Here is a 23,236-nt window from a genome sequence, read left to right on the forward strand (position 1 = left end):
CGGGCATGCTATCGTCTACGTCATTGAAGAGAGAATTAGCATGGCATTGCATCGTTTCCAAAAAGGCGAACTGAGTCACTGGCTGCGCATCGTGGCCGACAACTGTGAAGCTGACGCCGCTAAAGCTGTGGTGCCCGCTGAAATTTCGCAGGCACTGCAGACCTTGCGCTGCATCCAACCCGGCCCCGATGGCCGTTGGCTGATCACCGAAAAGGGCAAGCTTGCCCTGCGCATGGAAGAACCTGGCGCCATTCACGTGCGCTAAGCGCGTCCACGCAAGCGGCATTCCGTCGGACGCTTGCAGCGCTTTTCTTTCAACCCCCTGAAATCTTTCTGCTTGCTGCGCATTGAAGCAAGATGCGTGGAATTGCCGCATAGTTTGCGAATGTTTTCGTCCTATGTCGCACTTCAGGGGGTATTTATGGGCCAGTACGGGAATCTCCTGAGACGGAATGTGCGATTTGGCATCTTCCGGACGTATCGCGCACCTTTCGTCGCCAGTAAGATGAACTTGCGTGACGCTTTCAGGTCTATTCATTTGGCGGGAATTTGTTCTCGCAACGTCACGCGTGGTTCACGCGTTTAGGTAACCGACTGGGAGGTAGCACATGCAGCATCGTGACCAGGAAGTACTGATCGACGTTTCCACGGCGGCCATGGATACCGGCGGATATGGCGTCTTGCTGACGGTAACGGCCGAGGGCGGCACCGAGGTGGATGCCGCGTTTTCCCACTTGGGCAACTGCGCTTCGTTAGACGAAGCACGTGATCGCGCGGAAATATTCGCGCAGAACTGGGTCGAGGAAAACATCTTCCGATAGGGCATAAGCGCCCTGAACGAAGCTGATCGGTTGGACCGGTCTGTGCTTGCATGAGGCTTTGGAAAATACTCAAAAAATTGCGACGAAGTTTTCGGTTATCGTTGCTGCTCCGAAACCTGGAGCCCTTTTCGGGTATGCGTCGTTCCAAGATGACTGCCGCACAGACCACTCTTACTCTCACGGAACATGCCCGCGCCTTGCGGGCGCATTTTGGCTCTGTGATCCTGCCTCTGTGGATGGGGCCGGGCTTCAATCAAACCCTGAATCTGCCGTACGAATCGTTGGATGCCGCAACGGGTCAACCGTTGGCGCCCACGCGATATCGTGCGATGGCTTGCGCGCGGCAACTGTATGTATTCGCGCAGGCGCCGGACGAGCAAGCCGGCCTGCATGCCGACCGGCTGTTCGATTCGCTATGCCGTGTGTTTCGCAATGAACTCGGCGGTTGGCTGTACAGCGTGGACGCGGATGCGCGCCCCTTGGATGACACGCAAGATCTTTATACGCACGCTTTCATAGTGCTGGCCTGCGCGGCGTATTTTCCGCGCAGCCGCAATGCCCAGGCGCGCAAGCTGATGTTGTCGACAGCGGCCACGATCGACTCGCGTTTCAAGACGAATGATGGGCTGTACCACGCAGCGCTGAGCGCGGATCTTACGCACCCGCTGAAAGCCCCGGCGCAAAACCCCATGATGCATCTGACGGAAGCGTACCTGGCTGCCGCGCAAGTGGCGGAGCCCGCGCTGTTTGCCCAGCGTTTGCGTTCTCTGGCGCAGGGCGTCAGCCAGTTCTTCGTGCATGGACCTACGCAGTGCATTTCCGAGGCCTTGCAGGGCTCGGCCGACAATCGGCTGGAGCCCGGGCATCAGTTCGAATGGTTGTCGCTGGTGCACGGCGCGGCTGAAGTGTTCGAAGGCCTGGAGCTGGTGGAATCCTTGCCGCGAGCCGTGCGGTGGTCGCGCGAGCACGGTGCGGATGTGGACGGCCTCGGTGTGGTGGCGTCGTTGGACGAGTCGGGCGTGGTCGTTGATGCCACCCGGCGGATCTGGGCGCAAACGGAATACCTGCGGGCGTTGGCGGTGTTGGGCGATTTGCCCGCGCTGGAATCCGGACTGGCCAGTTTCCGTGCCCGTTTCCTGCATGACGGGGGGTGGCACGAGTGCCTGGACGGCCAGGGAGCAGTGGTGCGGGCCGATATGCCGTCGACGTCGCCGTACCATTTGGCGACCTGTCTCGCCGCGTTACCAAACGTTGTTTAAACGCTCATTTAACAATTATTGTCATTCACTTGATATAAATCGATAGAAAAACATTGGTGAAATCCCTTGCAATTCCGTAACACTGTTTGTGGGGAAGCATCAATGAGCGTCATGTGTTTGGCGTGCCAACGCATTAATCCGGGCCTTGCAGGCGTTGCGCCGCATTCGCACCTGGGACATCAAGGTTTCACCAATCCGACGCAGAAAGGGCGCGAAGAAAGTCGCGAAGATCACTTCCGGTGCCTGAGTTGCGGGGCGAAATGGTTGCGTGAAACCGATAAGTGGGGCGTGGATCTGGGATTCAAGCTGGCGCCTTGAGCATCGCACCGCCGCATTTAAGTCGGGCCTCTGAAAAGAGGCCCGTTTTATTTGGTTTCACGAATTCACTTATGAACGAAACCAGACATTTCTGCGCCGCGGTGCGGACTCAGCGGACTTGATCCGCCGCCACGACGTCGGGATCGGCCTGCGCGGTGTGCAGCAGCCATTGCCGGAAACAGTCCAGCGCGTAATGGTCGCGCCGCTGGGCCGGGGCGCATAAGTGATAGCCGCGCCGCAAGCGTATCGGCAGCTCGGGAAAAGGCGCCGCCACGCGGCCGGACTGAAGCTCATCGCGCACCAGGCAGCGCTGCAGGACGGCGATGCCCATGTCGGCCATGACCGCTCGGATCAGGATGGACACCTGATCGAACCCTTGTGACAGCGTGACGGCCTGGCGTGGCACGCCGGCGGCCGTGAACCATTGCGCCCAATTGTCCTGGCCGTTGGTGTGAAAAAGCAGCGGCTCTCCCAGCAGGCCGTGCGGCGTGTTCCATAGCTCTTGGGCCTGGCGGGCGGCCAGGCGGTCCGGGTGGCAGATCACCACCACTTCGCGCCCAATCACGTAGTCGGCTTGCCATCCGGGCCATTGCTCGGGTGTGCCCGCCAGGATGCTCGCGTCCGGCGTATCGCCCGAAAAATCTTCATTGCGCCGATAGGCCGAGAAATTGAGTTGGATGTCGGGATGGCGCCGGTGGAAGTCGGGCAGATGCGGCACCAGCCAGGCGCTGGCCAGCGTGGGAACCATGGACAGCGTCAGGTGCCGGCGGCGGTCGTCGGCGCGTAGCTCGGTGCTGAGCTTTTCGATGGCTTGCAGCGGCGCTTGCGCGCCATCGTAGAGTTTTTGACCCATCGCCGTCAGGGTCAGCCCGTGCGCATTCCGATGCATCAGCGGCTGGCCGAAATGCGCTTCCAGGCGCGAAATGGCGCGGCTGATGGCGCCCTGCGTCACGCATAGCGTCTGGGCGGCCAGGGTGAAGCTGCCCAAGCGTGCTGCCGTGATGAAGGCATGCAACTCTGACATGGAAGGCGAATGCAGCCGCATCGAGCATGATCTATGGTAATGAAGGAGTGCAATATAGTCGTTTGAAAGGGGGCGGTAAAGTTTGGACACTGGCGGCCTGTCTGAAACCCACACCTTCCTTTTTCGGAGTCGACTCATGTCTCGTCGCCTGCTTGGCCGGTCCGCGCGTTTCGCGCTTGCCGGCATGTTCGCTACCTTGTCTTTTGCCGGCATTGCCCAAGCCGCCGACTACCCCTCGCGCCCCATCAAGCTGGTGGTGCCGTTCGCCGCCGGTGGATCAACCGACATCGTGGCCCGCCTGGTGGCCGAGTACACCGGCCGCGAACTGAAGCAGACTATCGTGGTCGAGAACAAGGCGGGCGCGGGCGGCTCGATGGGCATGGAACAGGTGGCGCGGTCCACGCCCGACGGCTACACGCTGGGCATGGCCACGATGAGCACGCACGGCTCGAACCCGGCCGTCTATCGCAAGATGAATTACGACCCGGTGAAGGATTTCGCGCCCGTGGCCAATGTGCTGGCGGTGCCCAGCATTCTGGCCATCAACCCGAATCTGCCGGCCAAGAACATGGCGGAATTCGTGGCGATGGCGAAAGCCGCGCCGGCTGACCGCTACAGCTTTGCCTCGCCGGGCGTGGGCTCGCTGGGCCACGTGAATATCGAGAACTTCATGATGCTGTCCGGCGTCCGCCTGCTGCACGTGCCGTATCGCGGCGCGGGTCCGGCCTTGAACGATGTGATGGGCGGGCAGGTCGACGCGATCACCGACAACCTGTCGTCGACGCTGCCGCAAGTGAGGGGCGGCAAGCTGCGAGCGCTGGCCGTGTTGGGCGCCGAGCGCTCGCCCTTGCTGCCGGATGTGCCCACCTACATTGAGCTGGGTTACCCCGACATGGGCACGGGCGGTTGGTTTGGGCTGGTGGCGCCGGCGGGTACGCCCACGGCCGTGATCGACAAGCTGAATCAGGCCGTGCGCGCGGCGATGAAAGATCCCGAGTTCCGCAAGAAGGCCGAAGACGTGGGTGGTACGCTGATGCCGACTACCCCCCAAGAGTTCCAGGACCAGATTCACGAGGCCCTGGCCCGCTACGCCAAGGTGGCCAAGGCCGCCAACATTCAGGCTGACTGACGATGACGCTTGCCGATTTCAACGTGGTTTCCGTGCATGAACCCCAAGGGCCGGCGCTGCCGCTGGTCTGTGATTCGCCGCATAGCGGCGAGCACTATCCCGAGGATTTCGGGGCGGTCGCCACGCGGGCGCAATTGCGCCAGGGGGAAGACACGCACGTGGACGCGTTGTGGTCGGCGGCGCCCGCGCTGGGCGCGACCTTGATTGCGGCGCACTTTCCGCGCGTGTACATCGATCCGAACCGCACGCTGCAGGATCTGGACCCGGAACTGTTGGCCGAACCTTGGCCGCATGCGCTGTCGCCCGGCGAGAAAACGCGCCTGGGCAAAGGGCTGATCTGGCGCCGTATGGACAAGGCCACGCCCATCTATGACCGCAAGCTGAGTCTGGCCGAAGTGCGGCATCGCATCCAGGCGTATTACGAGCCTTATCACGCCGCCTTGGCGCGCGCGATCAGCCAAGCCGAAGCGCGCTTTGGCGCCGTGTGGCATCTGAACCTGCATTCGATGCCCAACGATGCCTATGAACGCCTGGGTCGGCAAAGCGAACATCCCCTGGCGGATTTTGTGCTGGGCGACCGTGACGGCACAACGTGCGAACCCGAGTTCATCGCGCTGATCGAAAAGGCCTTGCGCGACCTGGGCTATACGGTGGCGCGCAACGACCCCTACAAAGGGGTGCAGTTGATTGCGCAGATTGGGCAGCCCGCGCTGAACCGGCACAGCTTGCAGGTGGAAATTCGCCGGCCCTTGTACATGGACGAGGTTACGCGCGAGCGCAATCCGGGCTTTGAATTGCTGCGCGGACATTTGTCGACCGTGCTGGAGCAGGTGGCCGATTACGTGCGCGTGCGCATGGACGCTGTCACGTCGACAAAATAGAGTCGCTTGTGTGGTCGGCGAGCGGAAAAAGCCGGTGTTGATGCAGATCAACCCGGCTTTTTGCATGGCGCTTAAGTTTCCTCGTGCCGCGCCGTTGTCGCTAGGAACAAGCTGCGCCGTCTGTGGCCGTGGCGCGAGGGAACCGCAATGCTAGAGAAGACGATCAACGGATTTTCGGTGGTGGCGTACGCGACGCAGCCGGAAGGGCGCACGCCGCCCCGGGCCTTTTTGGAGACGCGGCGTTTAGCGTCCAAGGCAAAAGAGGGCGACGCGGCGCGGGACGGGGCGGCATCGGAAGACGCGCCGGCGGAAGGTCTGCCCCAGGAAGGCCTGCCCCCGGATGGCCGGCCCCCGGAAGGCCGGCCCTTCGAGATCTTTGTCAGCCGGCGCTTTCGCAGCACGATCGAAGCGATGTCCGCCGCGCGCAATGCCTTGGACCGCGTGAAGAGCGTGGACGAAGACGGCGTGCCCGACCCGCTGCCCGAATAAAGGGCTGCGCCAATGGCCCCGCGCGCGTTCAGGTCAAGGTACTGCGCATCAGGATTTCAGTTAGCGCCCGAGTGGGCTTGTTGGGCGACGGGGCCGAGATGACGATGAATTCCACCTGCGGTAACGCCGGCAACTGAATCGCGCCGCCCGGCGCGGCCAGGCCCGCCGTGGACAAGTGCGAGGGCTGCACCGTAATGCCCAGGCCCGCGCGGGCGGCGGCCTGGCAGCCGGCGTAACTGGTGCTGGTGCACACAATCTGCCAACTGCGCCCCACGCGCGCCAGCGCGTCCAGCGTCAGTGTGCGCGTGACGCTGGGTTCGCGCAGCAGAATCAGCGGCAGTGGCTCATCGGGCGCAAAGCGCAGGCCTTCCTTGGCGCGCCACAGCAGCGCTTCGTTGTGCAGGGTCTGGCCCCGGCGGTCGCCTCGGCGGCGCTTGCCGATCATCACATCCAGGTCGTTGTCGTCCAGCAGTTTGTAGAGCTCGCTGGTGACGCCGATGGTCAGGTCCAGCTCGACTTCGGGATGCGCCAGGCGGAACGCGGCCAGCACATCGGGCAGCGGGCCCATGGCCAGATCGTCCGACGTGCCCAGCCGCACGCGGCCGCGCAGGCGCGGCGCATCAAACAGGCGTTCGGCGCGTTCGTGCGCGTCCAGGATGATCTCGGCATGTACGAGCAGGCTGCGGCCGTCGCTGGTCAGCACCAGTGAATGGGTGTCGCGCAGGAACAGGCGCCGGTTGACCGACTGTTCCAACTGCCGGATGTGTTCGCTGACGGTGGGCTGGGTCAGCCCCAGGCGGCGGGCGGCTTCCGTGAAACTGGGGGCGGCCGCCGCGGCGGTGAAGGTCTTGAGCCATAGGGGATTCAGCATGAGGAAGGCGGCCTGGTCATTATGATTTCCGATGACAGTTAAAGTAATCAGTGGCCTTCACGATGGCAAGCGGCGCGCCTATAGTTTTCCGTAATTTCTTGGAAACCCTTACGCCATGCGCCGCTTCCTGCCAGACCAGTTCACCTTGATTTTGATTGCCACCGTGGCATTCGCCAGCTTTTTCCCCGCCGTGGGCAAGGGCGCTTCGTTCATGATGGTGGCCAGCAACGTGGCCATTTCGCTGTTGTTCTTCCTGCACGGCGCGCGCCTGTCCACGGACGCCATCGTGGCGGGCGTGAAAGACGTGCGCCTGCATGTCTTGATCCTGGCGTCCACCTTCATTCTGTTTCCCGCGCTGGGCCTGGGCTTGCGTGCGCTGTTCCCCGGCCTCTTGACCCCATCGCTTTGGCTGGGCGTGCTGTTCGTGTGCACCTTGTCGTCCACCGTGCAGTCGTCGATTGCGTTTACGTCGATGGCGCGCGGCAATGTGCCCGGCGCCATTTGCGCGGCGACGGCGTCCAATCTGCTTGGCACCGTGTTGACGCCGTTGCTGGTGGCGGTGCTGTTGCATCGTCAGGGGGGCGGGCACGGGCTGGCCGACGCAGGCCGCATCTTGCTGCAACTGTTGTTGCCCTTCGCCGTGGGCAGCCTGCTGCGGCCGTGGATTGGCGCATGGGCGCAGCGCAACAACCGCACCTTGTCCAAGGTGGACCGCAGTTCGATTCTGTTGGCCGTCTACACCGCGTTCAGCGAGGCCGTGGCGCAGGGCATCTGGCACGCCTTTCCGGCCATAGACCTGGCCACGATGGTGCTGGTGAATGCCCTGTTGTTGGGGGCGGTGCTGGTGATCACGACCTGGGGCAGCCGCAAGCTGGGCATGTCCAAAGAGAACGAGATCACGCTGGTGTTCTGCGGATCGAAGAAGTCGCTTGCATCGGGCATTCCGCTGGCCACGGTGCTGTTTGGCACGTCGCAGATGGGCGTGGTGGTGCTGCCCTTGATGATTTTCCACCAGATGCAGCTGATGGTATGCGCCGTGCTGGCGCGCCGCTATGCGGAACGGCAGCAGCCGGCCCAGGCGGTGGTGGCCGGGGCCTAGGTCCTGACCCGCGTCAAGCGTCGTTGCGGGGAACGATCTTGCCGCTGGGGTGCCAGTAGACGGCGCCGTCGTGTTCGGAAACCGTCAGCACGGTCAGCCGTCCGTTCTTGCAGGGGCCGCCCACGCACAGGCCCGTGTCGGGCTGGTACGTGGCGCCATGGCGCGCGCACATGATCAGGTCGCCGGCGCGGGTGAAGAAGCTGCCTTCCCAATCGAGTTCAACGCCGACGTGGGCGCAGCGGTTCAGGTAGCCGTGCACGCGGTCTTGATAGCGTACGAAGAACGCGGTGGTCTGACCCGCGCCATCGGCCACGGGCACTTTCACGCCCAGGCCGCCGTTGACCAGGTCGGAAGAGGCACAGACGTGGACACTGGGAGCGTCGGGAATCTCAGGGACGTCAGGGGCGGAAGAATCCTGCATGGCGGGCCTTGGAAGAAAAGGGTGCGATCTTCGGATAGCGGGCGGGGCTTGTCAATCCGCCGGGGCGCTGTGGGCGCTGTCTTGCTGGCGGGCCCACATGCCGGCGTACACGCCGCGTTGGGCCAGCAACTGCGCATGGCGCCCACGTTCGATGATGCGGCCTTCGGACAGCACGATGATTTCATCGGCGTCCGCCACCGTGGACAGCCGGTGCGCGATGATCAGCGTGCTGCGTCCTTCGCTGACTTCGCGCAGGTTCGCCTGGATCTCGCGTTCGGTATGGGTGTCCAGCGCGCTGGTGGCCTCGTCGAATAAAAAGATGACGGGGTTCTTCAAGATGGTGCGGGCGATGGCCACGCGCTGCTTTTCCCCGCCCGACAACTTCAGGCCGCGCTCGCCCACCATGGTCTGGTAGCCGTCGGGCATGGTCATGATCAGGTCGTGGATGTGCGCCAGACGCGCGGCGGCTTCGATCTCGGCATCGGTTGCGCCGGGGCGGCCGTAGCCGATGTTGTAGTGGATGGTGTCGTTGAATAGCACCGTGTCTTGCGGCACCACGCCGATGGCCGCGCGCAGGCTGGCCTGGGTGACGCTGCGCACGTCTTGGCCGTCAACAAGAATGGCGCCGCTGTCGGCGTCATAGAAGCGGAACAGCAAGCGGGCGATGGTGGATTTGCCGGCGCCCGAGGTGCCCACCACGGCCACGGTCTTGCCGGCGGGGATGCTGAAGCTCACGCCCTTCAAGATGGGCCGGCGCGCGTCATAGCCAAAGTACACGTCGCGGAATTCGACCTGGCCGCCCGCCAGATGTAGGGGCCGGGCGTCGGGGCGGTCGGCCACTTCGCGGTCCTGGCCCAGCAGTTCGAACATGCGTTCCATGTCGATCATGGCCTGCTTGATTTCGCGGTAGATGAAACCGAAGAAGCTCAGCGGCTGGTAAAGCTGCAATAGGTAGGTGTTGACCAGCACGAAGTCGCCCAGCGTGTAGCGGCCTTCGGCGATGCCGGTGGCGGCCATCCACATCACCAGCGTCAGGCCGACCGAGATGATGGCGGCCTGGCCCACGTTCAGGATGGACAGGCTGACCTGGCTGCGCACGGCCGCGCGTTCGTAGCGGGTCAGCGAGGCGTCGTACCGGCGTGCCTCGTGTTCTTCATTGCCGAAGTACTTGACCGTCTCGTAGTTCAGCAGGCTTTCGATGGCCTTGGTGTTGGCTTCCGAGTCGGTTTCGTTCATCTGGCGCCGGAACTTGGCGCGCCATTCCGTTACCGCAAGCGTGTAGGCCATGTAGAGGATGACCGTGGCGCCGGTGGCCACGGCCAGCCAGATGTCGAACATCTTCCACAGCACAATACAGACCAGCCCGATTTCGAAGAACGTCGGCAGGATGTTGAACAGCAGGAACGACAGCAGCGTCTGGATGCCCTTGGTGCCGCGTTCGATGGCGCGGGTCAGCCCGCCGGTCTGGCGCGACAGGTGAAAGCGCAGCGCCAAGGCATGCAGGTGCCGGAAGATCTGAAGGCCGACTTCGCGGATGGCGTGCTGGCCGACGCGGGCGAAGATGGCGTCGCGCAGTTCCGAGAACAGCAGCGACAGCACGCGCGCGGTGCCGTACGCCAGGATCAGGCCCAGCGGCACGGTCACCGCGCCGGGCGCGCCCTTGCCCAGTTCATCGATGGCGTGCTTGTAGATCAGGGGCACGTAGACGGTCGCCGCCTTGGCGGCGAACAGGCACAGCAGCGCCGCCACGACGCGTACCTTCAGCCCGGTTTTTCCCGGCGGCCAAAGGTAGGGAAACAGGGTTCGCAAGGTGGAAAAACCGCCGCGATTCTTGGGCGGCGCGTCAGGGGAATTCATGGCTGGGCGAGGGGGCGCGATGGCGCAAAGGACGGGGTGAAAGGCGGTACGGCAGGGGGTGCAGGTGGCCTTGTGACGGGCATTATCGGGCACGGGCGCTATTATTTGGTGATAACCCCTGGTGTTTCCGGACCATTGCCAGGGGATGTCGGTCCGGAATTACGGCGCGGGCGCAGCTCGGCAAGCCCGTTTTTTTTATCTCTTCAATCCGGGGGTGGCCGGGCTGGGCCCTGGATTGCGCGACCTGGCGCGTATTCGCCGTGCGAGCGTCGCGGTGCAAGCTTCGGAGGATCTTATGGCGAAGGTACCCGCAGTGAAATTGAACGACGGCAACAGCATCCCGCAGTTGGGCCTGGGTGTGTGGCAGGTGCCCGACGACCAGGCGGCTTCCGCGGTCAAGGAAGCGCTGGCGGCCGGTTACCGGTCGGTGGACACTGCTGCCATCTACGGCAACGAAGCCGGCGTGGGCACGGGCCTGCGCGCGGCGGGCGTGGCGCGCAAGGATCTGTTCATCACCACCAAGCTGTGGAACGACAAGCACGGCTACGACGATGCCCACAAGGCCATGGACGAAAGCTTGGAAAAGCTGGGCCTGGCGTATGTGGACCTGTACCTGATCCACTGGCCCGTGGCGGGCAGCACGAAGTTCCTGGACGCCTGGCGCGCCATGGTCGAGATGAAGGAAGACGGCCGCGCGCGTTCGATCGGCGTGTCCAACTTCACGCAGGCCAACCTGGAGCAACTGATTGAAGCGTCGAAAGTGGCGCCGGCGGTGAATCAGATAGAACTGCATCCGGGGTTCGCGCAGCGTGAGCTGCGGGCGTTCCACGCTAGGCACGGTATCGCGACCGAGTCCTGGAGCCCCTTGGCGCAAGGCGGGGTCACCAAGGAAAAGGTCATCGTGGACCTGGCCAAAAAGCACAACAAGTCGGCCGCCCAGATCACGCTGCGCTGGCACTTGCAGAGTGGGCTGATCGTGATTCCGAAGTCGGTCACGCCGGCTCGCATCCGCGAGAACATCGACGTTTTCGATTTTGAATTGTCAGCCGACGAGATGGCCGCCATCGACGCCATCAATGACGGCGCGCGCTTGGGACCGGACCCGGAGAAGTTCGGCCGCTAAGCCGGTCAGGTGCAAGGCCAAAGGCCAGATACGAGGCCCGATACAAAGCCAAATACGAGGCCAGGGGTGGGGCAGCGGGGCCCCATGACCCCACGGCCCGGCCCGCGGGCTAGTGTTTCAGCGGGAATACCCAGTAGCGCAGGATGACCACCAGCAGGATGGTCAGCGTGATCCACGAGGCCCAGTGCCAGGCGCCCGTGCCCAACAGGGCGGCCAGCAGGCCGAACACGCTCAAGACGCCCAGCAAGGTAGGCGCGCCCCATACGAACATGAAGCCCCGGCCGCCCCGGCCTTTGGATTGGCGCTTGCTCATGCCGGCGTCCTTTGCGGCGCGGCGGCGGCTTGGTGCTTTTTCACGAGTTCGTTGATGCGCGCTTCGGTGGCGCGGCGCCGCGCGACCCAAAGATACAGGCCGCTGACCAGGACCACGATGGTGATCAGGTCCAGCAAGGCCCAGATGATCTTCAAGGGCAGGCCGGCGTAATCCCCGAAGTGCAGCGGGCGCGAGACTTCAAGCGCGGTCAGGTACCACGGCATTTTGGCCACGGTGGTGAGCTCGCCGGTTTTGCCGTCCACCAACACGGGGGTGTTCAGCTTGGAGGTCAGCGGGGTGTCGCCGCGCATCCAGGCAATGTAGTGGTGCGGGCTGCCGAAGGCGTTGCCGGGGAAGGCGATGAACGACACCTCGTTGCCGGGCAGCGCTTTCTTGGCGGTGTCGGCGGCAAGTTGCGCCGAGGCCAGTTGGGTGGGCACGGTCTGGCCCTTGTAGGGCTCAAGAATGCGGACCAGTTCGGTGGACTGCCACAGGCGGAACAGCGGCGTCGACAGTTCGTTGATGACGCCCGTGAACCCCACCACAAAGGCCCACACCAGCGTCACGATGCCCAGCAGGTTGTGCAGGTCCAGCCATTTCAGGCGCGTGGAGCGCGCCGCGCGCACAGTGCCGAATTCCAGCTTCTTCATGAACGGGCCGTACAGCACCACGCCCGAGACGATGGCCACACAGAACAGCAGGCCCATGAACCCCAGGAACAGTTCACCGGGCAAGCCCGCGAACAGGTCCACGTGCAGGGCCAGCATGATGCCCATGAAAGAGAACTTGTCTTCGGTATAAAGCGGGCCGTCCAGCAGCACCTCGCCCGTGCGGCCGTCCATGCGCACGGCGTGGCCGGAAGCCTGGCCGTCGCCCGGGGTTTTGGCCATGCCAACATACACCTGAGGTTCATCGGGGTCGAAGAACAAATAATCAACGACCTCGCCCGGGTACATCGTCAGGGCGCTGGCAACCAGCTTGTCCAGATTGGCGGGTGGCGTGTCGGCCGGCACGTTGGACAGGGGCTTGCCATCATCCAGCCAGTGTTCAATCTCGTGATGGAACACCAGGGGCAAGCCCGTAAGGCAGATGATGAGCAGGAAGATGGTGCAGACCAGGCTGGTCCATTTATGGATCCAGTACCAGGTTTTGATGGTGGACGCGGCTGTCATGGCGGCGGGAGGGCGGCGGCGCGCGCGGCCCCCTTTAAGGTATTTGTGAGGAAGTACGGAACATTATCACGAACAATAGCGATTCTCGTAACGGATTATTTGACCGCGCTGGCGGCGGGGGCGCAAGGCCCGTGTCAACTAAAGCGGGTTAAAAAGACAGGTCGGGGTTTACCGGGCGCGAGCCGCCACGGTGTGTTTCAAGGGACGGTTCATGTCCCCCTCAACCGGTTGTCGAGAATCATCATGGAGCAGCGTTTTGTGAAAGTCCCGCGCAACGAGCTGGGCCGCGATTTCGCGGTGGGCGACGTGCACGGGCATTTTTCACGGTTACAGGAAAGCTTGGACAGGCTGGGTTTCGACCCCGCCCGCGACCGGCTGTTCTCGGTGGGCGACCTGGTCGACCGTGGGCCGGAATGCGAGGCGGCGCTGGAGTGGCTGGCGCGCCCGTGGTTCTACGCGGTGCAGGGCAACCATGAGGACTATGCGATCCGGCATGTGCGCACGGGGCAGGTGGACGTAGCGAACTGGCGCGGCTATGGCGGCGGCTGGTTCCTGGACCTGCCCGAGGAGCGGCAGCAGGTGTTCGCCGAGGCGTTCGCGCAACTGCCCATTGCGATCGAAGTCGAAACGTCCGAGGGCGCGGTCGGCTTGTTGCATGCGGATTGCCCGGTGCTGTTCTGGCCGCGCCTGGAGTTCGCGTTGCAGGATCGCTACAAGCGCACCAGCGCGGCCTGCCAATGGTCACGCGAGCGGCTGCGGCAGATGAACCGTACGGGCATCCAGGGCGTGCGGGCGGTGGTGGCCGGGCATACGCCGGTGACCGCGCCCTTGGCCTTGGGCAACGTCTATCACATCGATACTGAGGGATGGCGCGCGGGCTACTTCACGTTCCTGGACCTGGAGTCGCTGTCGGCCTGGCCGTGCGAGGTGGTGACGGAACTGGTGGTGGAAGCTTAGGGCGTCAGAACAGGGCTGCCATGGCCATTGGCTTGAAATGAAGACGGGCGCCGCAGAGGCGCCCGTTGGCATTTCAAGACCCGAGGATCAGAGCGGCCGCGCGACGACGGCGCTGGACGGGGTGATGGCGCTGGCGCTGGCCGCGCCGCCATCGGCGCCATTGATCGGCGCGGCGACGGGTACGCCCGAAGCCGGTACGCCCGCAGCCGGTACGCCCGCCGCGGGTCCGCCCGCCGTCGGAACCGCCGGCAGCGCGCTGCCGGCGCTGGGCACCGGGATAGGCTGAAGCGGCGCCTGGATGGGGCTGTTCAAATTCGGAGGCGGCACATTCGCGCCGGGGGCGGGCAGCGGCTTCACCGAGGTGTCCACGCCATCGGTGCTGAGGTTGTTGTTCAGGAAGTCGGTGAGCTCGTCCCCGGAAGACAGATCCAGCGACGCTACGGCCTGGCCGGGCGGGAATTCCGAGAAATAGTATTCGCCGTTATCCACCAGCAGGCCATCGGGGCGCGGCGCCTGCTTCACTTCGGGCACGCCCTTCAACACCGGCTGCATGTAGTCCAGCCAGGTGCTCAGCGCCAGGCCGCTGCCGAACTCGTTGGTGCCCAGGGACTTGGGCTGGTCAAAACCCATCCAGACAGTGGTGGCCAGGTCGGGCGTGAAGCCCGAGAACCAGACGTCCACCGCGTCGTTGGTGGTGCCCGTCTTGCCGCCCACATCGTTGCGCTTTAGCACTTGGTGTGCGCGCGCGGCGGTGCCGTTCGTGGTGACGCCGCGCAGGATGTCGTCCATGACCCAGGCGGTGCGCGGGTCGATGGCGCGCGCCGCTTCGTCGCCCGCCTTGACGGGTTGCGCCTGCATCAGCACCTTGCCCGAGCGGTCTGTGACGTGGTCCACCAGATAGGGGGTGACGCGGTAGCCGCCGTTGGCAAACACGCCGTAGCCGTTGACGACCTGTAGCGGCGTGGCGCCGCCCGCGCCCAGCGCCAGCGGCAGCACGGCCGGCCAGCGCGACTTGTCAAAGCCGAAGCGGGTCAGGTAGTCCTGCGCGTACTGCGGCGAGATGGCCTGCAGGATGCGGATCGACACCATGTTCTTGGACCGATAAAGCCCCTGGCGCAACGTCAGCATGGGTTCGTACTTGTTGCCGTCATTCTTCGGCTGCCAATCCTTCGAGCCGGTCTGGGCGGCCGTCAACATGAAGGGCTGGTCGGAAATCTGCGTGGCGGGCGTGAAGCCGCGTTCCAGCGCCGCGGCGTAGACGAAGGGCTTGATATTGGAGCCGGGCTGGCGCCAGGCCTGGGTCACGCGGTTGAAGCCGCCACGGTTGTAGTCGAAGCCGCCGATCATGGCGCGGATGGCGCCATCTTGCGGCGCCATGGATACCAGCGCGGCTTGCAGCGCCGGCATGTTGATGATTTCCCAGCCGTCGCCGTCCTTGCCGCCCGTCTTGTGGATGTAGACGACCGAGCCGCGACGAATCCGCTGGCTGTCGCTGGCCTTGGGGTTCAGTGCGCGGGCCACGACGGCCAGCGCCTTCTTGTCCGAAATGGTGATGATGTCGCGCGCGCTGCGGGCGAGCTTGACCTCGGTGGGGCTGGCCGACAGCACCACGGCAGCCAGCAGGTCCTCGCTGTCGGGCGTTTTGTCTTGCACGCCGTCCAGGATGTCGTCCAGCGCCTGCGGATCGCTTTCGACATCATCGGGCAGGTCGATCTGGTCTTCCGGGCCGGGGTAGACGGCGCGGCGCGTGTAGTCCAGCACGCCGCTGCGCACAGCCTGGTAGGCGGCTTCCTGCGCCTTGGAATCGATGGTCGTGTAGACGTCGATGCCCTTGGAATAGGTTTCTTCCTGGAACACGCCATACATCAGTTGGCGCGCCAGTTCCGACGGGTAATCGCCATGCACGGCAAAGCCGCGCGCGCTGGTGCCGTCGGCGCCACGGATAGTCAGGTGCTGCTGCAAGGCCTGGTCGGCCTGCTCGGGAGTCAGGTAGCCCAGCGTCTTCATGCGGCCCAGCACATAGTGCTGGCGAATTTCGGCGCGCGGGAAGTTGGTGATGGGGTTGAAGCGCGACGGGGCCTTGGGAATACCGGCCAGCATGGCGGCTTCGGCCGCCGTCACTTCCGACAGCGGCTTGCCGAAATAGGTGCGCGACGCGGCGGCGAAGCCATAGGCGCGATGGCCCAGGTAGATCTGGTTCATGTAGAGCTCAAGGATCTGGTCCTTGGTGAGCTCGTTTTCGATCTTGAAGGTGAGCAACAGCTCGTAGAACTTGCGCGAATAGGTCTTTTCCGACGACAGGTAGAAATTACGCGCCACCTGCATCGTGATGGTGCTGCCGCCTTGCGACTTCGAGCCCTTGACCACGTTGGTCAGCACCGCGCGCGCCACCCCCATCCAGTCGACGCCGCCATGGCTGTAGAAGCGGTCGTCTTCGGCCGCCAGCACCGCCTGACGCATGACGGGGGGAATCTCGTCAAAACGCAGCACATTGCGGTGTTCTTCGCCGTATTCACCGATCAGCACCTTGTCCGCCGTGTAGATGCGCAGCGGCACCCGTGGCCGGTAGTCGGTCATGGCGTGCAGGTCGGGCAAAGCGGGCCAGGCCAGCGCGAGGGCGAGCCCGAGCGCAAGCGCGCCGCACGCGCCGACGCAGGCGGCGGCGATGCCCGTTTTGACCAGGATGCGTTTCCAGGGAAGGCCCGATTTGCCGCCCGGGGTGGCGGAGGATTGCTGGGGGGTGCTCATTGCAGGCGATTCTAGGACAGAACGCTATAGACCGGCCATGACGCAATAAGGTTTCGGTAACCAAACTTGCCGAGGCTGGGCGGGGGCGCATGCCGGGTAAATTGAGGGACGTGGTCCAGGATACGCGGGACGGGGCTTTCGCGTGGGGTCAATGGGAAATGCGCTGTGAAATGTATTGCGCGCTGTGACAAACGGCAAGGCCGGTTGCATGCGATGGTGGGAAATTAGCCTCGGATTCAGCTTCCATTCAGTCATGCCGCGTCGCGCTGATAGCGTTGCGGCGGCGCACCCAGGGCACGGTGAAACATGGCGCTGAATGCGCTGGGACTGCGGTAGCCCAGGTCGGCGGCGATGCGCGCCACCGGTTCCCCCTGCGACAGGCGGCACATGGCGTCCGCCAAGCGTACCTGCTGCACCCATTGCCGATAGTTCAAGCCCAGTTCGGCCTGGAACAGCCGGATCAAGGTGCGCGCGCTGGCGCCGACTTCGCTACCCCAGGCTTCGATGCCGCGTTGCAGGCCGGGCTGGGCCAGGATGGCCGCGCAGATGGTTTGCAGGCGGCGGTCGCGCGGCCAGGGAATCTGGACGGGCACCACGCGGGCCGCCGTCAGTTCCGTCAGGATCAGCGCGGCGATCTGCTCGCTGCGGCCGCCCAGGGGGTAGTCAATGGGTTCGGCGGTCAGCGCCAGGATCAGTTCGCGCAGCAACGGGCTGACTTCAATCACCTGGCACTGCGGCCAGTACGTTGCGGCGGCGTCGGCCTGGATGTAAAGCGACCGCATGGCCACCGCGCCCACCATGTCCACGCCGTGCGGCACGCCGGCCGGCACCCACAGCGCGCGCAAGGGCGGCAGCGCCCAGAAGCCGCTGGGCGTGGTGACGCGCATGACGCCTTCGGCCGCATAGATCAATTGCGCGCGGGGGTGGAAGTGCGCGCCGGTTTGCGCGCCCGCCCGGAATTCCTTGGCCATCGCGGTAACCACGCGGGGGCGGTCCTGGTAGTCCTGCGCATTGACGCTGCGGGTGGGGTCGGGCGGAGGCAGGCGGGCGGGCATGATGTCACTTCCGACGAAAGGATGAGGGCGCGGTTAGACGTGCGATTTCGCTATTTTGTCACTTGGCCGACGAATATTGGCAGATCGGATTTGTGGCGCGTTTTTACACTGTGGACAGTGCCCTGATTGTTGGCCGGGGCGCTCCCTCTGTTCTATATGCCGACCCATTATTTTCGCCGTCACGGCTTTCACGCGACCTCTTTCGCCCCGGACTTTCGCCCCATGACTTCCGCCCAGAACCCCGTGGCCGGTATCTCCGACGCCAACGTCACCTCGCCCGCCGCCGCACCGGCCCCCGCTGCGCCCTCGACCGCTTTCAAGGTGCTGGGCGCGATCAGCGTGGCGCATTTGATGAACGACATGATCCAGTCGATCCTGTTGGCCATCTATCCCATGCTGAAGGATTCGTTCAGCCTGTCGTTTGCGCAGATCGGGCTGATCACCTTGGTGTATCAACTGGCGGCGTCGCTGTTGCAGCCCTTCATCGGCTTTTATACCGACCGCCATCCCAAGCCGTATTCCCTGCCGGTGGGGATGGGGTTCACCTTGCTGGGCCTGCTGCTGCTGTCGGTGGCGCCGTCGTTCGGCTGGCTGCTGGTGGCGGCGGTGCTGGTGGGCACGGGCTCGTCGGTGTTCCATCCGGAGTCGTCACGGGTGGCGCGGATGGCCTCGGGCGGGCGGCATGGCCTGGCGCAGTCGTTGTTCCAGGTGGGCGGCAATGTGGGGTCGGCGCTGGGGCCGCTGTTGGCGGCCTTGTTCATCATTCCGCATGGGCAGCGCAGCGTGGCCTGGTTTTCCTTGGCGGCCCTGTTCGGCATCGTGGTACTGACAGGTATCGGCCGTTGGTATAGCGCGAATCGCGTCATTCTTAAGCCCCGCGCGCGCCGCGAGGGGGCCGGCAATGGCTTGTCGCGCAATCAGGTCATGGGCGCGTTGGCGGTGCTGGGCGTGCTGGTGTTTTCCAAGTACTTCTATCTGGCCAGCCTGAACAGCTATTTCACTTTTTATTTGATCGACAAATTCGGCCTGTCGGTGCGCGAGGCGCAGTTGTACCTGTTCCTGTTCCTGGCCGCGGTGGCGGTGGGCACGGTGGTGGGCGGCCCCGTCGGCGACCGCATCGGCCGCAAGATCGTGATCTGGGTATCGATCCTGGGCGTGGCGCCGTTCACGCTGCTGTTGCCGTACGCCAACCTGTTCTGGACGGGCGCGTTGGTGGTGGTTATCGGCATGGTGCTGGCGTCGGCGTTTTCCGCCATCGTGGTGTATGCGCAGGAACTGGTGCCGGGCAAGGTGGGCATGATTGCCGGGCTGTTCTTCGGCTTTGCGTTCGGCATGGGCGGGGTGGGCGCCGCCGCGCTGGGCAAGCTGGCTGACGCCACCAGCATCGGCTATGTGTACCAGGTGTGCGCGTACCTGCCGTTGCTGGGGGTGGTGGCGATCTTGCTGCCGAATGTGGAGAAGGCGCGAGGGTAAAAGGGTGAGTCGAGAAAGCACGCCAATGACGCGCGCCTATCAAGCACGCTACTAAAGCATGGGATCCTCGGACGCGCACTAGCGCTTATGGACGACTATGAAGGGCGGCCCACAATAATTAATCTATGGCCTAACCCGTCGTCCTTTGCGATGGCGGACGGGTAAAAGTTTTAACTGTCAAATACTGCAAAGGTTGAACCGGGCGCCCCGGCCTTGGCGTATTCTCCGTGCATACCGCGCAATCGTCTTGGCGCGGGTGGTAAAGGTTCTGGACAAATCGCGCCCTCGCAACGACGCATCGCCGTCTTGCGGGGATTTTGCCTTTAGTCCTATTGGTAACAAAAAGCATCAATCATGCTGACGTGTAACACGTTTTCACCTTACGAACCCAGTGCAACAGCAGGTCAGAAGCGGCGGCGCACGCCTGCAAGGCGGCCCGGCAAACAACATGACGACTTCCTTATTTTTCCTGATGTGGGGGCTGGCCACGGCCTTGGCGTTACCGCTGCTGCTGCCGTTCCAGGCGCGCGGCGTGCGCGGCATACGTGCATTTATCGCCGCGAATGCCCTGGCCGTGCTGTCCTTGCTGGCGTTTGCCACTGCCCGGCTGATACCGCCGGGGGTCTACGTCATTGTGTCCAACGCGGCGTGGGTGTTCGCCATCAGCCTGGTCTATGTGGGCGTGCGCCAGTTTTTTGGGCTGCGTCCGCATATCGTGCGCACGGCGGGAATCAGTGTGTTGTGTGTGCTGGGCTTCGCGGTGCTGCTGTATGGCACGGATGATCTGGCCGGCCGCATGTTGCTGTTCTCGGGGTTTACCTGTGTCAGCGCATTGATGACGGGCCGGGTGATCTTCCAGCAGCGCGATCAGATCCGTACGCGTGGCGTGGTGCTTTATCTGATGTTGGCGATTGTCGGGGTGGCCGCGCTGCACGCGCTGCGGGTGCTGGTTTATGGCTTGGGCTGGGCTGAACCGGTTTCGCTGGTGCAGCCGTCGCCATGGGGCTTGTTCTTCATTGTGTGCGGTTCGGTCGCCGTGCCCGCCTTGTTCCTGGCGCTGCTGTTGCTGGTGCAGACCCGCTTGTCCGAGCAGATGCAGGCGGCGTTGACGTTTGACAGCCTGACGCACGTGCATTCCCGCCGCAGCATCCTGGATGAACTGGAACGCGAACTGCAACGCTGCGCGCGCTCGGGCAGCACGCTGGCGGTGCTGGTGCTGGACATCGATCATTTCAAGTCCATCAATGACCGCTATGGCCATGCGGCCGGCGATACGGCGCTGCGCCACTTCGCCAAGGTGGCGCAGAACGCCGTGCGCGCTACCGACCGTGTCGGCAGATTGGGCGGCGAAGAGTTCGTGCTGCTGATGGTGGACTGCGACCCCGCGCGCGCGCTGGTGCACGCGCAGCGCGTGTGCGATGCGCTGCGCGACACGCCGCTATACCTGCAAGGGGTGGAAGTGCCCATGACCGCCAGCGGCGGCCTGGCGTCCTATCAGTCGGGCGATAGCGCCGACGTCATTCTGGCGCGTGCCGACGTGGCGCTGTACCGCGCCAAGGAACAAGGGCGTGACCGTGTGGAAATGGCGTTTGGGGGGCGCGCCCCAGGCCGCATGCAGGTAAGCAGCCTGGTCGGGATGGCGCCAGCGGCGAATGGGCCGCTGGTGACGCAGGAAGGCGCCGGACGTTAGACGTTAGGGCTTGAGGTGTTGCGTCAGAAATTTTTCCATGGCTTCGTAGAACTCGAACTTGTTCTCGTCGTTGTGGAAGCCGTGGCCTTCGTTGTCCTTGACCATGTATTCCACTTCAACGCCGCGCGCCCTTAGCGCGGCTACCATCTGGTCGCTTTCGTCTTTGTTGACACGCGGGTCCTTGGCGCCCTGCGCCACGAACAGCGGCGTCTTGATCTTGTCCGCGTGCAGCGCGGGCGAGGTCGCGGCCAGCCGATCCTTGTCGCGTTCGGGGTGGCCGACCATGTCCTGCATCTTGTCCAGCATGGGCTTCCAGTACGGCGGAATGGACTTCATGAACGTGAACAGGTTCGACACGCCCACGTAGTCCACGGCCGCGGCGTACAGGTCCGGCGTGAAGGCCACGCCCGCCAGCGTGGCGTAGCCGCCGTAGCTGGCGCCGTAGATGCCGATGCGCTTGGGGTCGGCGATGCCTTGCTGTACCAGCCATTGCACGCCGTCGGTGATGTCGTCCTGCATCTTCAGGCCCCATTGCCCGAAGCTGGCTTCCCAGAAGGCGCGGCCGTAACCGGTCGAGCCTCGGAAGTTCATTTGCAGCACGCAGAAGCCGCGATTGGCCAGGAATTGCGTTTCGGGGTTGTAGCCCCAGCCGTCGCGCGCCCAGGGGCCGCCATGCGGGTTGACGACGCAAGGCAGGTTCTTGGGGTCGCGGCCGGCGGGCAGCGTCAGGTAGCCATGGATGGTCAGCCCGTCGCGGCTTTGGTAGCTGATGGGCCGCACGTGCGACATGTCGCTTTCCGGAATGGCCGGGTTGATGTCGGCCAGCTTGGTCAGCGTGTCGGACGTGGCGTCGTACAGATAGCGCGAGCCCGGCGTGCGGTCGTTGTAGGCGGCGACGATGAACACGTTTTCGTCGCGGTTGGAACCTTGCAGCGCGATGTCGTAGCCCTTGAGCTTTTCAGTCAGCGTATTGAACAGGGCTTCGGATTGCGCATCGAAGAACTTGTATTGCGGCTTGTCGGTCTGGTAGGCCGCCAGGGTCAGCACGCGGCGCTTGCGCGAGTAGCCCGCGCCGTCCAGGTCCACGGTGTCGGGCGTGAAGATTTCTTCTTCGGCGTCGGGTTGCGCGGGGTCGATGACCACCAGCGACAGCTTGTCGCGCCCACGGTTGCTGAGCGCGTAGATCTTCTTGTCGTCGAACGTGAAGAAGGACGGGCTGACGTTGGTGCGGTAGTCGGTGGTGATCAGCGGGCGGAATTCAGAGGCTTCGTCGTCGCGGTAGAGCAGGGTGGTGTTCAGGCCGTCGCTGGTGACGGCGGCGCGCACCTTGCCCGCGTGGTCGGTCTGCCAGCCGACGATGTTGCCCGGGTTCTGCGCCACCAGCACGGCCGCGCCGGTGTGGACGTTGACGCGGTAGACGTCAAAGACCTCGGGGTTGCGCTGGTTGTGGCTGATGAGGACGTGGTCGGGGTCGTCTTCCAGGTCGTCTTCGATGCTGGCGCGCGCGCCCTCATACGGGGTCAGGTCGGTGATCTTGCCGGTCTTGGCGTTGACGGCCAGCACGTGGTAGTTCTCGTCGCCGCCAAAGTCCTTTTGATAGAGCACCACGTCGGCGCCCTTCCAGAAGTAGTTGGAGATGTCGCGGGCGGTTTCGCTGGTGAGGCGGCGGGGCTCGCCCACCAGCTTGCTGCCTTGCAGCGCTTGCACATAAATGTTCATGCGGGCCGGCTGGCCGTCCACGCTGGTGGGCTGCATGAAGGCCAGCGTACGGCCGTCATCGGCCAGGCGGAAGAAGCCGCGTTCCGGATTGCGGAAAAAGTCCTTGAGAGGATAGGCGCGGGGCGGCGGCTGGGTGGCGCAGGCGCCCAGCGTGGTGCCGACGATGCCGGCCATGCTGGCGGCCAGGACAGTGCGCGTCATGAATGAAAACAAGGCAAGACCTCCGCGATTTGGATGCGATCGATAATGCCATAGTCGCGCGGACGGTGTCGAACCGGCCCCACTTATGCCGCTGTGCGGTTTGCGGGATAATCGCGGCAGTTCATCTGGAGAATTACATGGTCAGGAATCTGGTCGCGGTATCGGCGCTGGTATTGGGCCTGGCGGGTTGCTCGCTGGGCATCTCGTCGGACAGCGCGTCGCCGCACAGCGAATTCAAGGCGCCGGTCGCGTTCAAGGACGCTTACGCCGCGGTGATCCGGCAGTCGAACAACTGCCTGCGCAGCACCGACAACGCCTATCGCGTGGTGTCTGATCTGAACGAAGCGGCGCAGTCGGGCGTGGTGCGCGTGTTGGCGCCGTATAGCGACAACGAAATGTCGCGGGTCGACCTGAAGGCCGCCGGCCCCAAGAGCACCGACGTGCGCATTGTGATGTGGGGCAAGGGCACCTGGGACGCGGCGGCAATGCGCGCGATGCAAGACGCCATCTACTACAGCATCACGTCTTGCAGCAGCTACATGCCGCTGGACCCGCGCACGCCCGTCAAGCCTTCGCGCGACCTGCGGGACTAAGCCCCGGCGCCGTGCGCGGGGCC

At 64.0% G+C, this 23,236-nt stretch carries 22 protein-coding genes; 13 read left to right on the top strand and 9 right to left on the bottom strand.

Translation table 11 applies throughout. The features are described from left to right. Positions 1-40: 40 nt before the first annotated feature. The 4 genes from CVS48_RS15275 to CVS48_RS29850 all read left to right on the top strand — a co-directional run bounded on the left by CVS48_RS15275 (position 41) and on the right by CVS48_RS29850 (position 2,398). Positions 41-265 carry a hypothetical protein gene (locus tag CVS48_RS15275; RefSeq protein ID WP_100855173.1) on the top strand — a complete coding sequence of 75 codons (225 nt, stop codon included), beginning with the start codon at positions 41-43 and terminating at the stop codon, positions 263-265. A gap of 343 nt (positions 266-608) precedes the next feature. After that, positions 609-821 (top strand): hypothetical protein, encoded by a 213-nt coding sequence (locus CVS48_RS15280; protein ID WP_006218759.1) that lies wholly within the window; start codon positions 609-611, stop codon positions 819-821. 149 nt (positions 822-970) lie between these two features. Then, positions 971-2,080, top strand: coding sequence for an AGE family epimerase/isomerase (locus CVS48_RS15285; protein ID WP_100857674.1), 1,110 nt, complete (start codon positions 971-973; stop codon positions 2,078-2,080). Between the two features lie 102 nt (positions 2,081-2,182). After that, positions 2,183-2,398 (top strand): hypothetical protein, encoded by a 216-nt coding sequence (locus CVS48_RS29850; protein WP_025135384.1) that lies wholly within the window; start codon positions 2,183-2,185, stop codon positions 2,396-2,398. Positions 2,399-2,507: 109 nt separating this feature from the next. On the opposite strand, the gene CVS48_RS15295 is transcribed toward CVS48_RS29850, so the two are convergent. Then, positions 2,508-3,443, bottom strand: a complete 936-nt coding sequence (locus tag CVS48_RS15295; RefSeq protein WP_100855174.1) for a LysR substrate-binding domain-containing protein — start codon at positions 3,441-3,443, stop codon at positions 2,508-2,510. Positions 3,444-3,558: 115 nt separating this feature from the next. Between CVS48_RS15295 and CVS48_RS15300 the strand changes: the two genes are divergently transcribed. From CVS48_RS15300 to CVS48_RS15310, 3 genes are all read left to right on the top strand, one after another. Next, a complete protein-coding gene (locus CVS48_RS15300) occupies positions 3,559-4,551 on the top strand; it encodes a Bug family tripartite tricarboxylate transporter substrate binding protein (protein WP_100855175.1) in 993 nt (330 codons plus the stop codon). A gap of 2 nt (positions 4,552-4,553) precedes the next feature. Continuing rightward, on the top strand, positions 4,554-5,432 hold the full coding sequence (locus CVS48_RS15305) for an N-formylglutamate amidohydrolase (protein WP_100855176.1): 879 nt from the start codon (positions 4,554-4,556) through the stop codon (positions 5,430-5,432). 147 nt (positions 5,433-5,579) lie between these two features. Beyond that, a complete protein-coding gene (locus CVS48_RS15310; RefSeq protein ID WP_100855177.1) occupies positions 5,580-5,921 on the top strand; it encodes a hypothetical protein in 342 nt (113 codons plus the stop codon). A 28-nt stretch (positions 5,922-5,949) separates the two neighbouring features. Here CVS48_RS15310 and CVS48_RS15315 read toward each other — a convergent pair whose 3' ends face one another. Then, entirely contained in the window at positions 5,950-6,792 is an 843-nt protein-coding gene (locus CVS48_RS15315) for a LysR substrate-binding domain-containing protein (protein ID WP_100855178.1), read from the bottom strand. 115 nt (positions 6,793-6,907) lie between these two features. Between CVS48_RS15315 and CVS48_RS15320 the strand changes: the two genes are divergently transcribed. Beyond that, positions 6,908-7,891, top strand: a complete 984-nt coding sequence (locus tag CVS48_RS15320) for a bile acid:sodium symporter family protein (protein WP_100855179.1) — start codon at positions 6,908-6,910, stop codon at positions 7,889-7,891. 13 nt (positions 7,892-7,904) lie between these two features. Here the strand turns inward: CVS48_RS15320 and CVS48_RS15325 are convergent, their stop codons facing one another. After that, the gene (locus CVS48_RS15325; protein WP_100855180.1) at positions 7,905-8,312 is read right to left on the bottom strand and encodes a Rieske (2Fe-2S) protein; all 408 of its coding nucleotides are present in this window, start codon (positions 8,310-8,312) and stop codon (positions 7,905-7,907) included. Positions 8,313-8,363: 51 nt separating this feature from the next. After that, entirely contained in the window at positions 8,364-10,169 is a 1,806-nt protein-coding gene (locus CVS48_RS15330) for an ABCB family ABC transporter ATP-binding protein/permease (RefSeq protein ID WP_100855181.1), read from the bottom strand. 295 nt (positions 10,170-10,464) lie between these two features. Here CVS48_RS15330 and CVS48_RS15335 point away from each other — a divergent pair, with 295 nt between their 5' ends. Next, on the top strand, positions 10,465-11,292 hold the full coding sequence (locus tag CVS48_RS15335; protein ID WP_100855182.1) for an aldo/keto reductase: 828 nt from the start codon (positions 10,465-10,467) through the stop codon (positions 11,290-11,292). Positions 11,293-11,401: 109 nt separating this feature from the next. Here CVS48_RS15335 and CVS48_RS15340 read toward each other — a convergent pair whose 3' ends face one another. Together CVS48_RS15340 and CVS48_RS15345 are read right to left on the bottom strand one after the other, a co-directional pair. Next, on the bottom strand, positions 11,402-11,605 hold the full coding sequence (locus CVS48_RS15340; RefSeq protein ID WP_100855183.1) for a hypothetical protein: 204 nt from the start codon (positions 11,603-11,605) through the stop codon (positions 11,402-11,404). Then, positions 11,602-12,777, bottom strand: coding sequence for a PepSY-associated TM helix domain-containing protein (locus CVS48_RS15345; RefSeq protein WP_100855184.1), 1,176 nt, complete (start codon positions 12,775-12,777; stop codon positions 11,602-11,604). The genes CVS48_RS15340 and CVS48_RS15345 overlap by 4 nt, the downstream gene beginning before the upstream one ends. Before the next feature lie 243 nt (positions 12,778-13,020). Here CVS48_RS15345 and CVS48_RS15350 point away from each other — a divergent pair, with 243 nt between their 5' ends. Continuing rightward, on the top strand, positions 13,021-13,734 hold the full coding sequence (locus CVS48_RS15350) for a metallophosphoesterase (protein WP_100855185.1): 714 nt from the start codon (positions 13,021-13,023) through the stop codon (positions 13,732-13,734). An 87-nt stretch (positions 13,735-13,821) separates the two neighbouring features. On the opposite strand, the gene CVS48_RS15355 is transcribed toward CVS48_RS15350, so the two are convergent. Beyond that, on the bottom strand, positions 13,822-16,482 hold the full coding sequence (locus CVS48_RS15355; protein ID WP_100855186.1) for a PBP1A family penicillin-binding protein: 2,661 nt from the start codon (positions 16,480-16,482) through the stop codon (positions 13,822-13,824). A gap of 251 nt (positions 16,483-16,733) precedes the next feature. Further along, positions 16,734-17,537 (bottom strand): AraC family transcriptional regulator, encoded by an 804-nt coding sequence (locus CVS48_RS15360; protein ID WP_100855187.1) that lies wholly within the window; start codon positions 17,535-17,537, stop codon positions 16,734-16,736. Between the two features lie 222 nt (positions 17,538-17,759). Between CVS48_RS15360 and CVS48_RS15365 the strand changes: the two genes are divergently transcribed. Both CVS48_RS15365 and CVS48_RS15370 read left to right on the top strand, forming a co-directional pair. Next, positions 17,760-19,010, top strand: a complete 1,251-nt coding sequence (locus tag CVS48_RS15365; protein WP_100855188.1) for an MFS transporter — start codon at positions 17,760-17,762, stop codon at positions 19,008-19,010. A gap of 448 nt (positions 19,011-19,458) precedes the next feature. Then, positions 19,459-20,700 carry a GGDEF domain-containing protein gene (locus tag CVS48_RS15370; RefSeq protein ID WP_100855189.1) on the top strand — a complete coding sequence of 414 codons (1,242 nt, stop codon included), beginning with the start codon at positions 19,459-19,461 and terminating at the stop codon, positions 20,698-20,700. Between the two features lie 3 nt (positions 20,701-20,703). On the opposite strand, the gene CVS48_RS15375 is transcribed toward CVS48_RS15370, so the two are convergent. After that, complete coding sequence (locus CVS48_RS15375) at positions 20,704-22,593, bottom strand: S9 family peptidase (RefSeq protein ID WP_419191456.1); 1,890 nt, start codon at positions 22,591-22,593, stop codon at positions 20,704-20,706. Positions 22,594-22,757: 164 nt separating this feature from the next. Here CVS48_RS15375 and CVS48_RS15380 point away from each other — a divergent pair, with 164 nt between their 5' ends. After that, positions 22,758-23,213 carry a BPTD_2524 family lipoprotein gene (locus CVS48_RS15380; RefSeq protein ID WP_100855191.1) on the top strand — a complete coding sequence of 152 codons (456 nt, stop codon included), beginning with the start codon at positions 22,758-22,760 and terminating at the stop codon, positions 23,211-23,213. Positions 23,214-23,236 lie beyond the last annotated feature (23 nt).

It is taken from the genome of Achromobacter spanius (assembly GCF_002812705.1).
Classification (GTDB): Bacteria; Pseudomonadota; Gammaproteobacteria; order Burkholderiales; family Burkholderiaceae_B; genus Achromobacter; species Achromobacter spanius.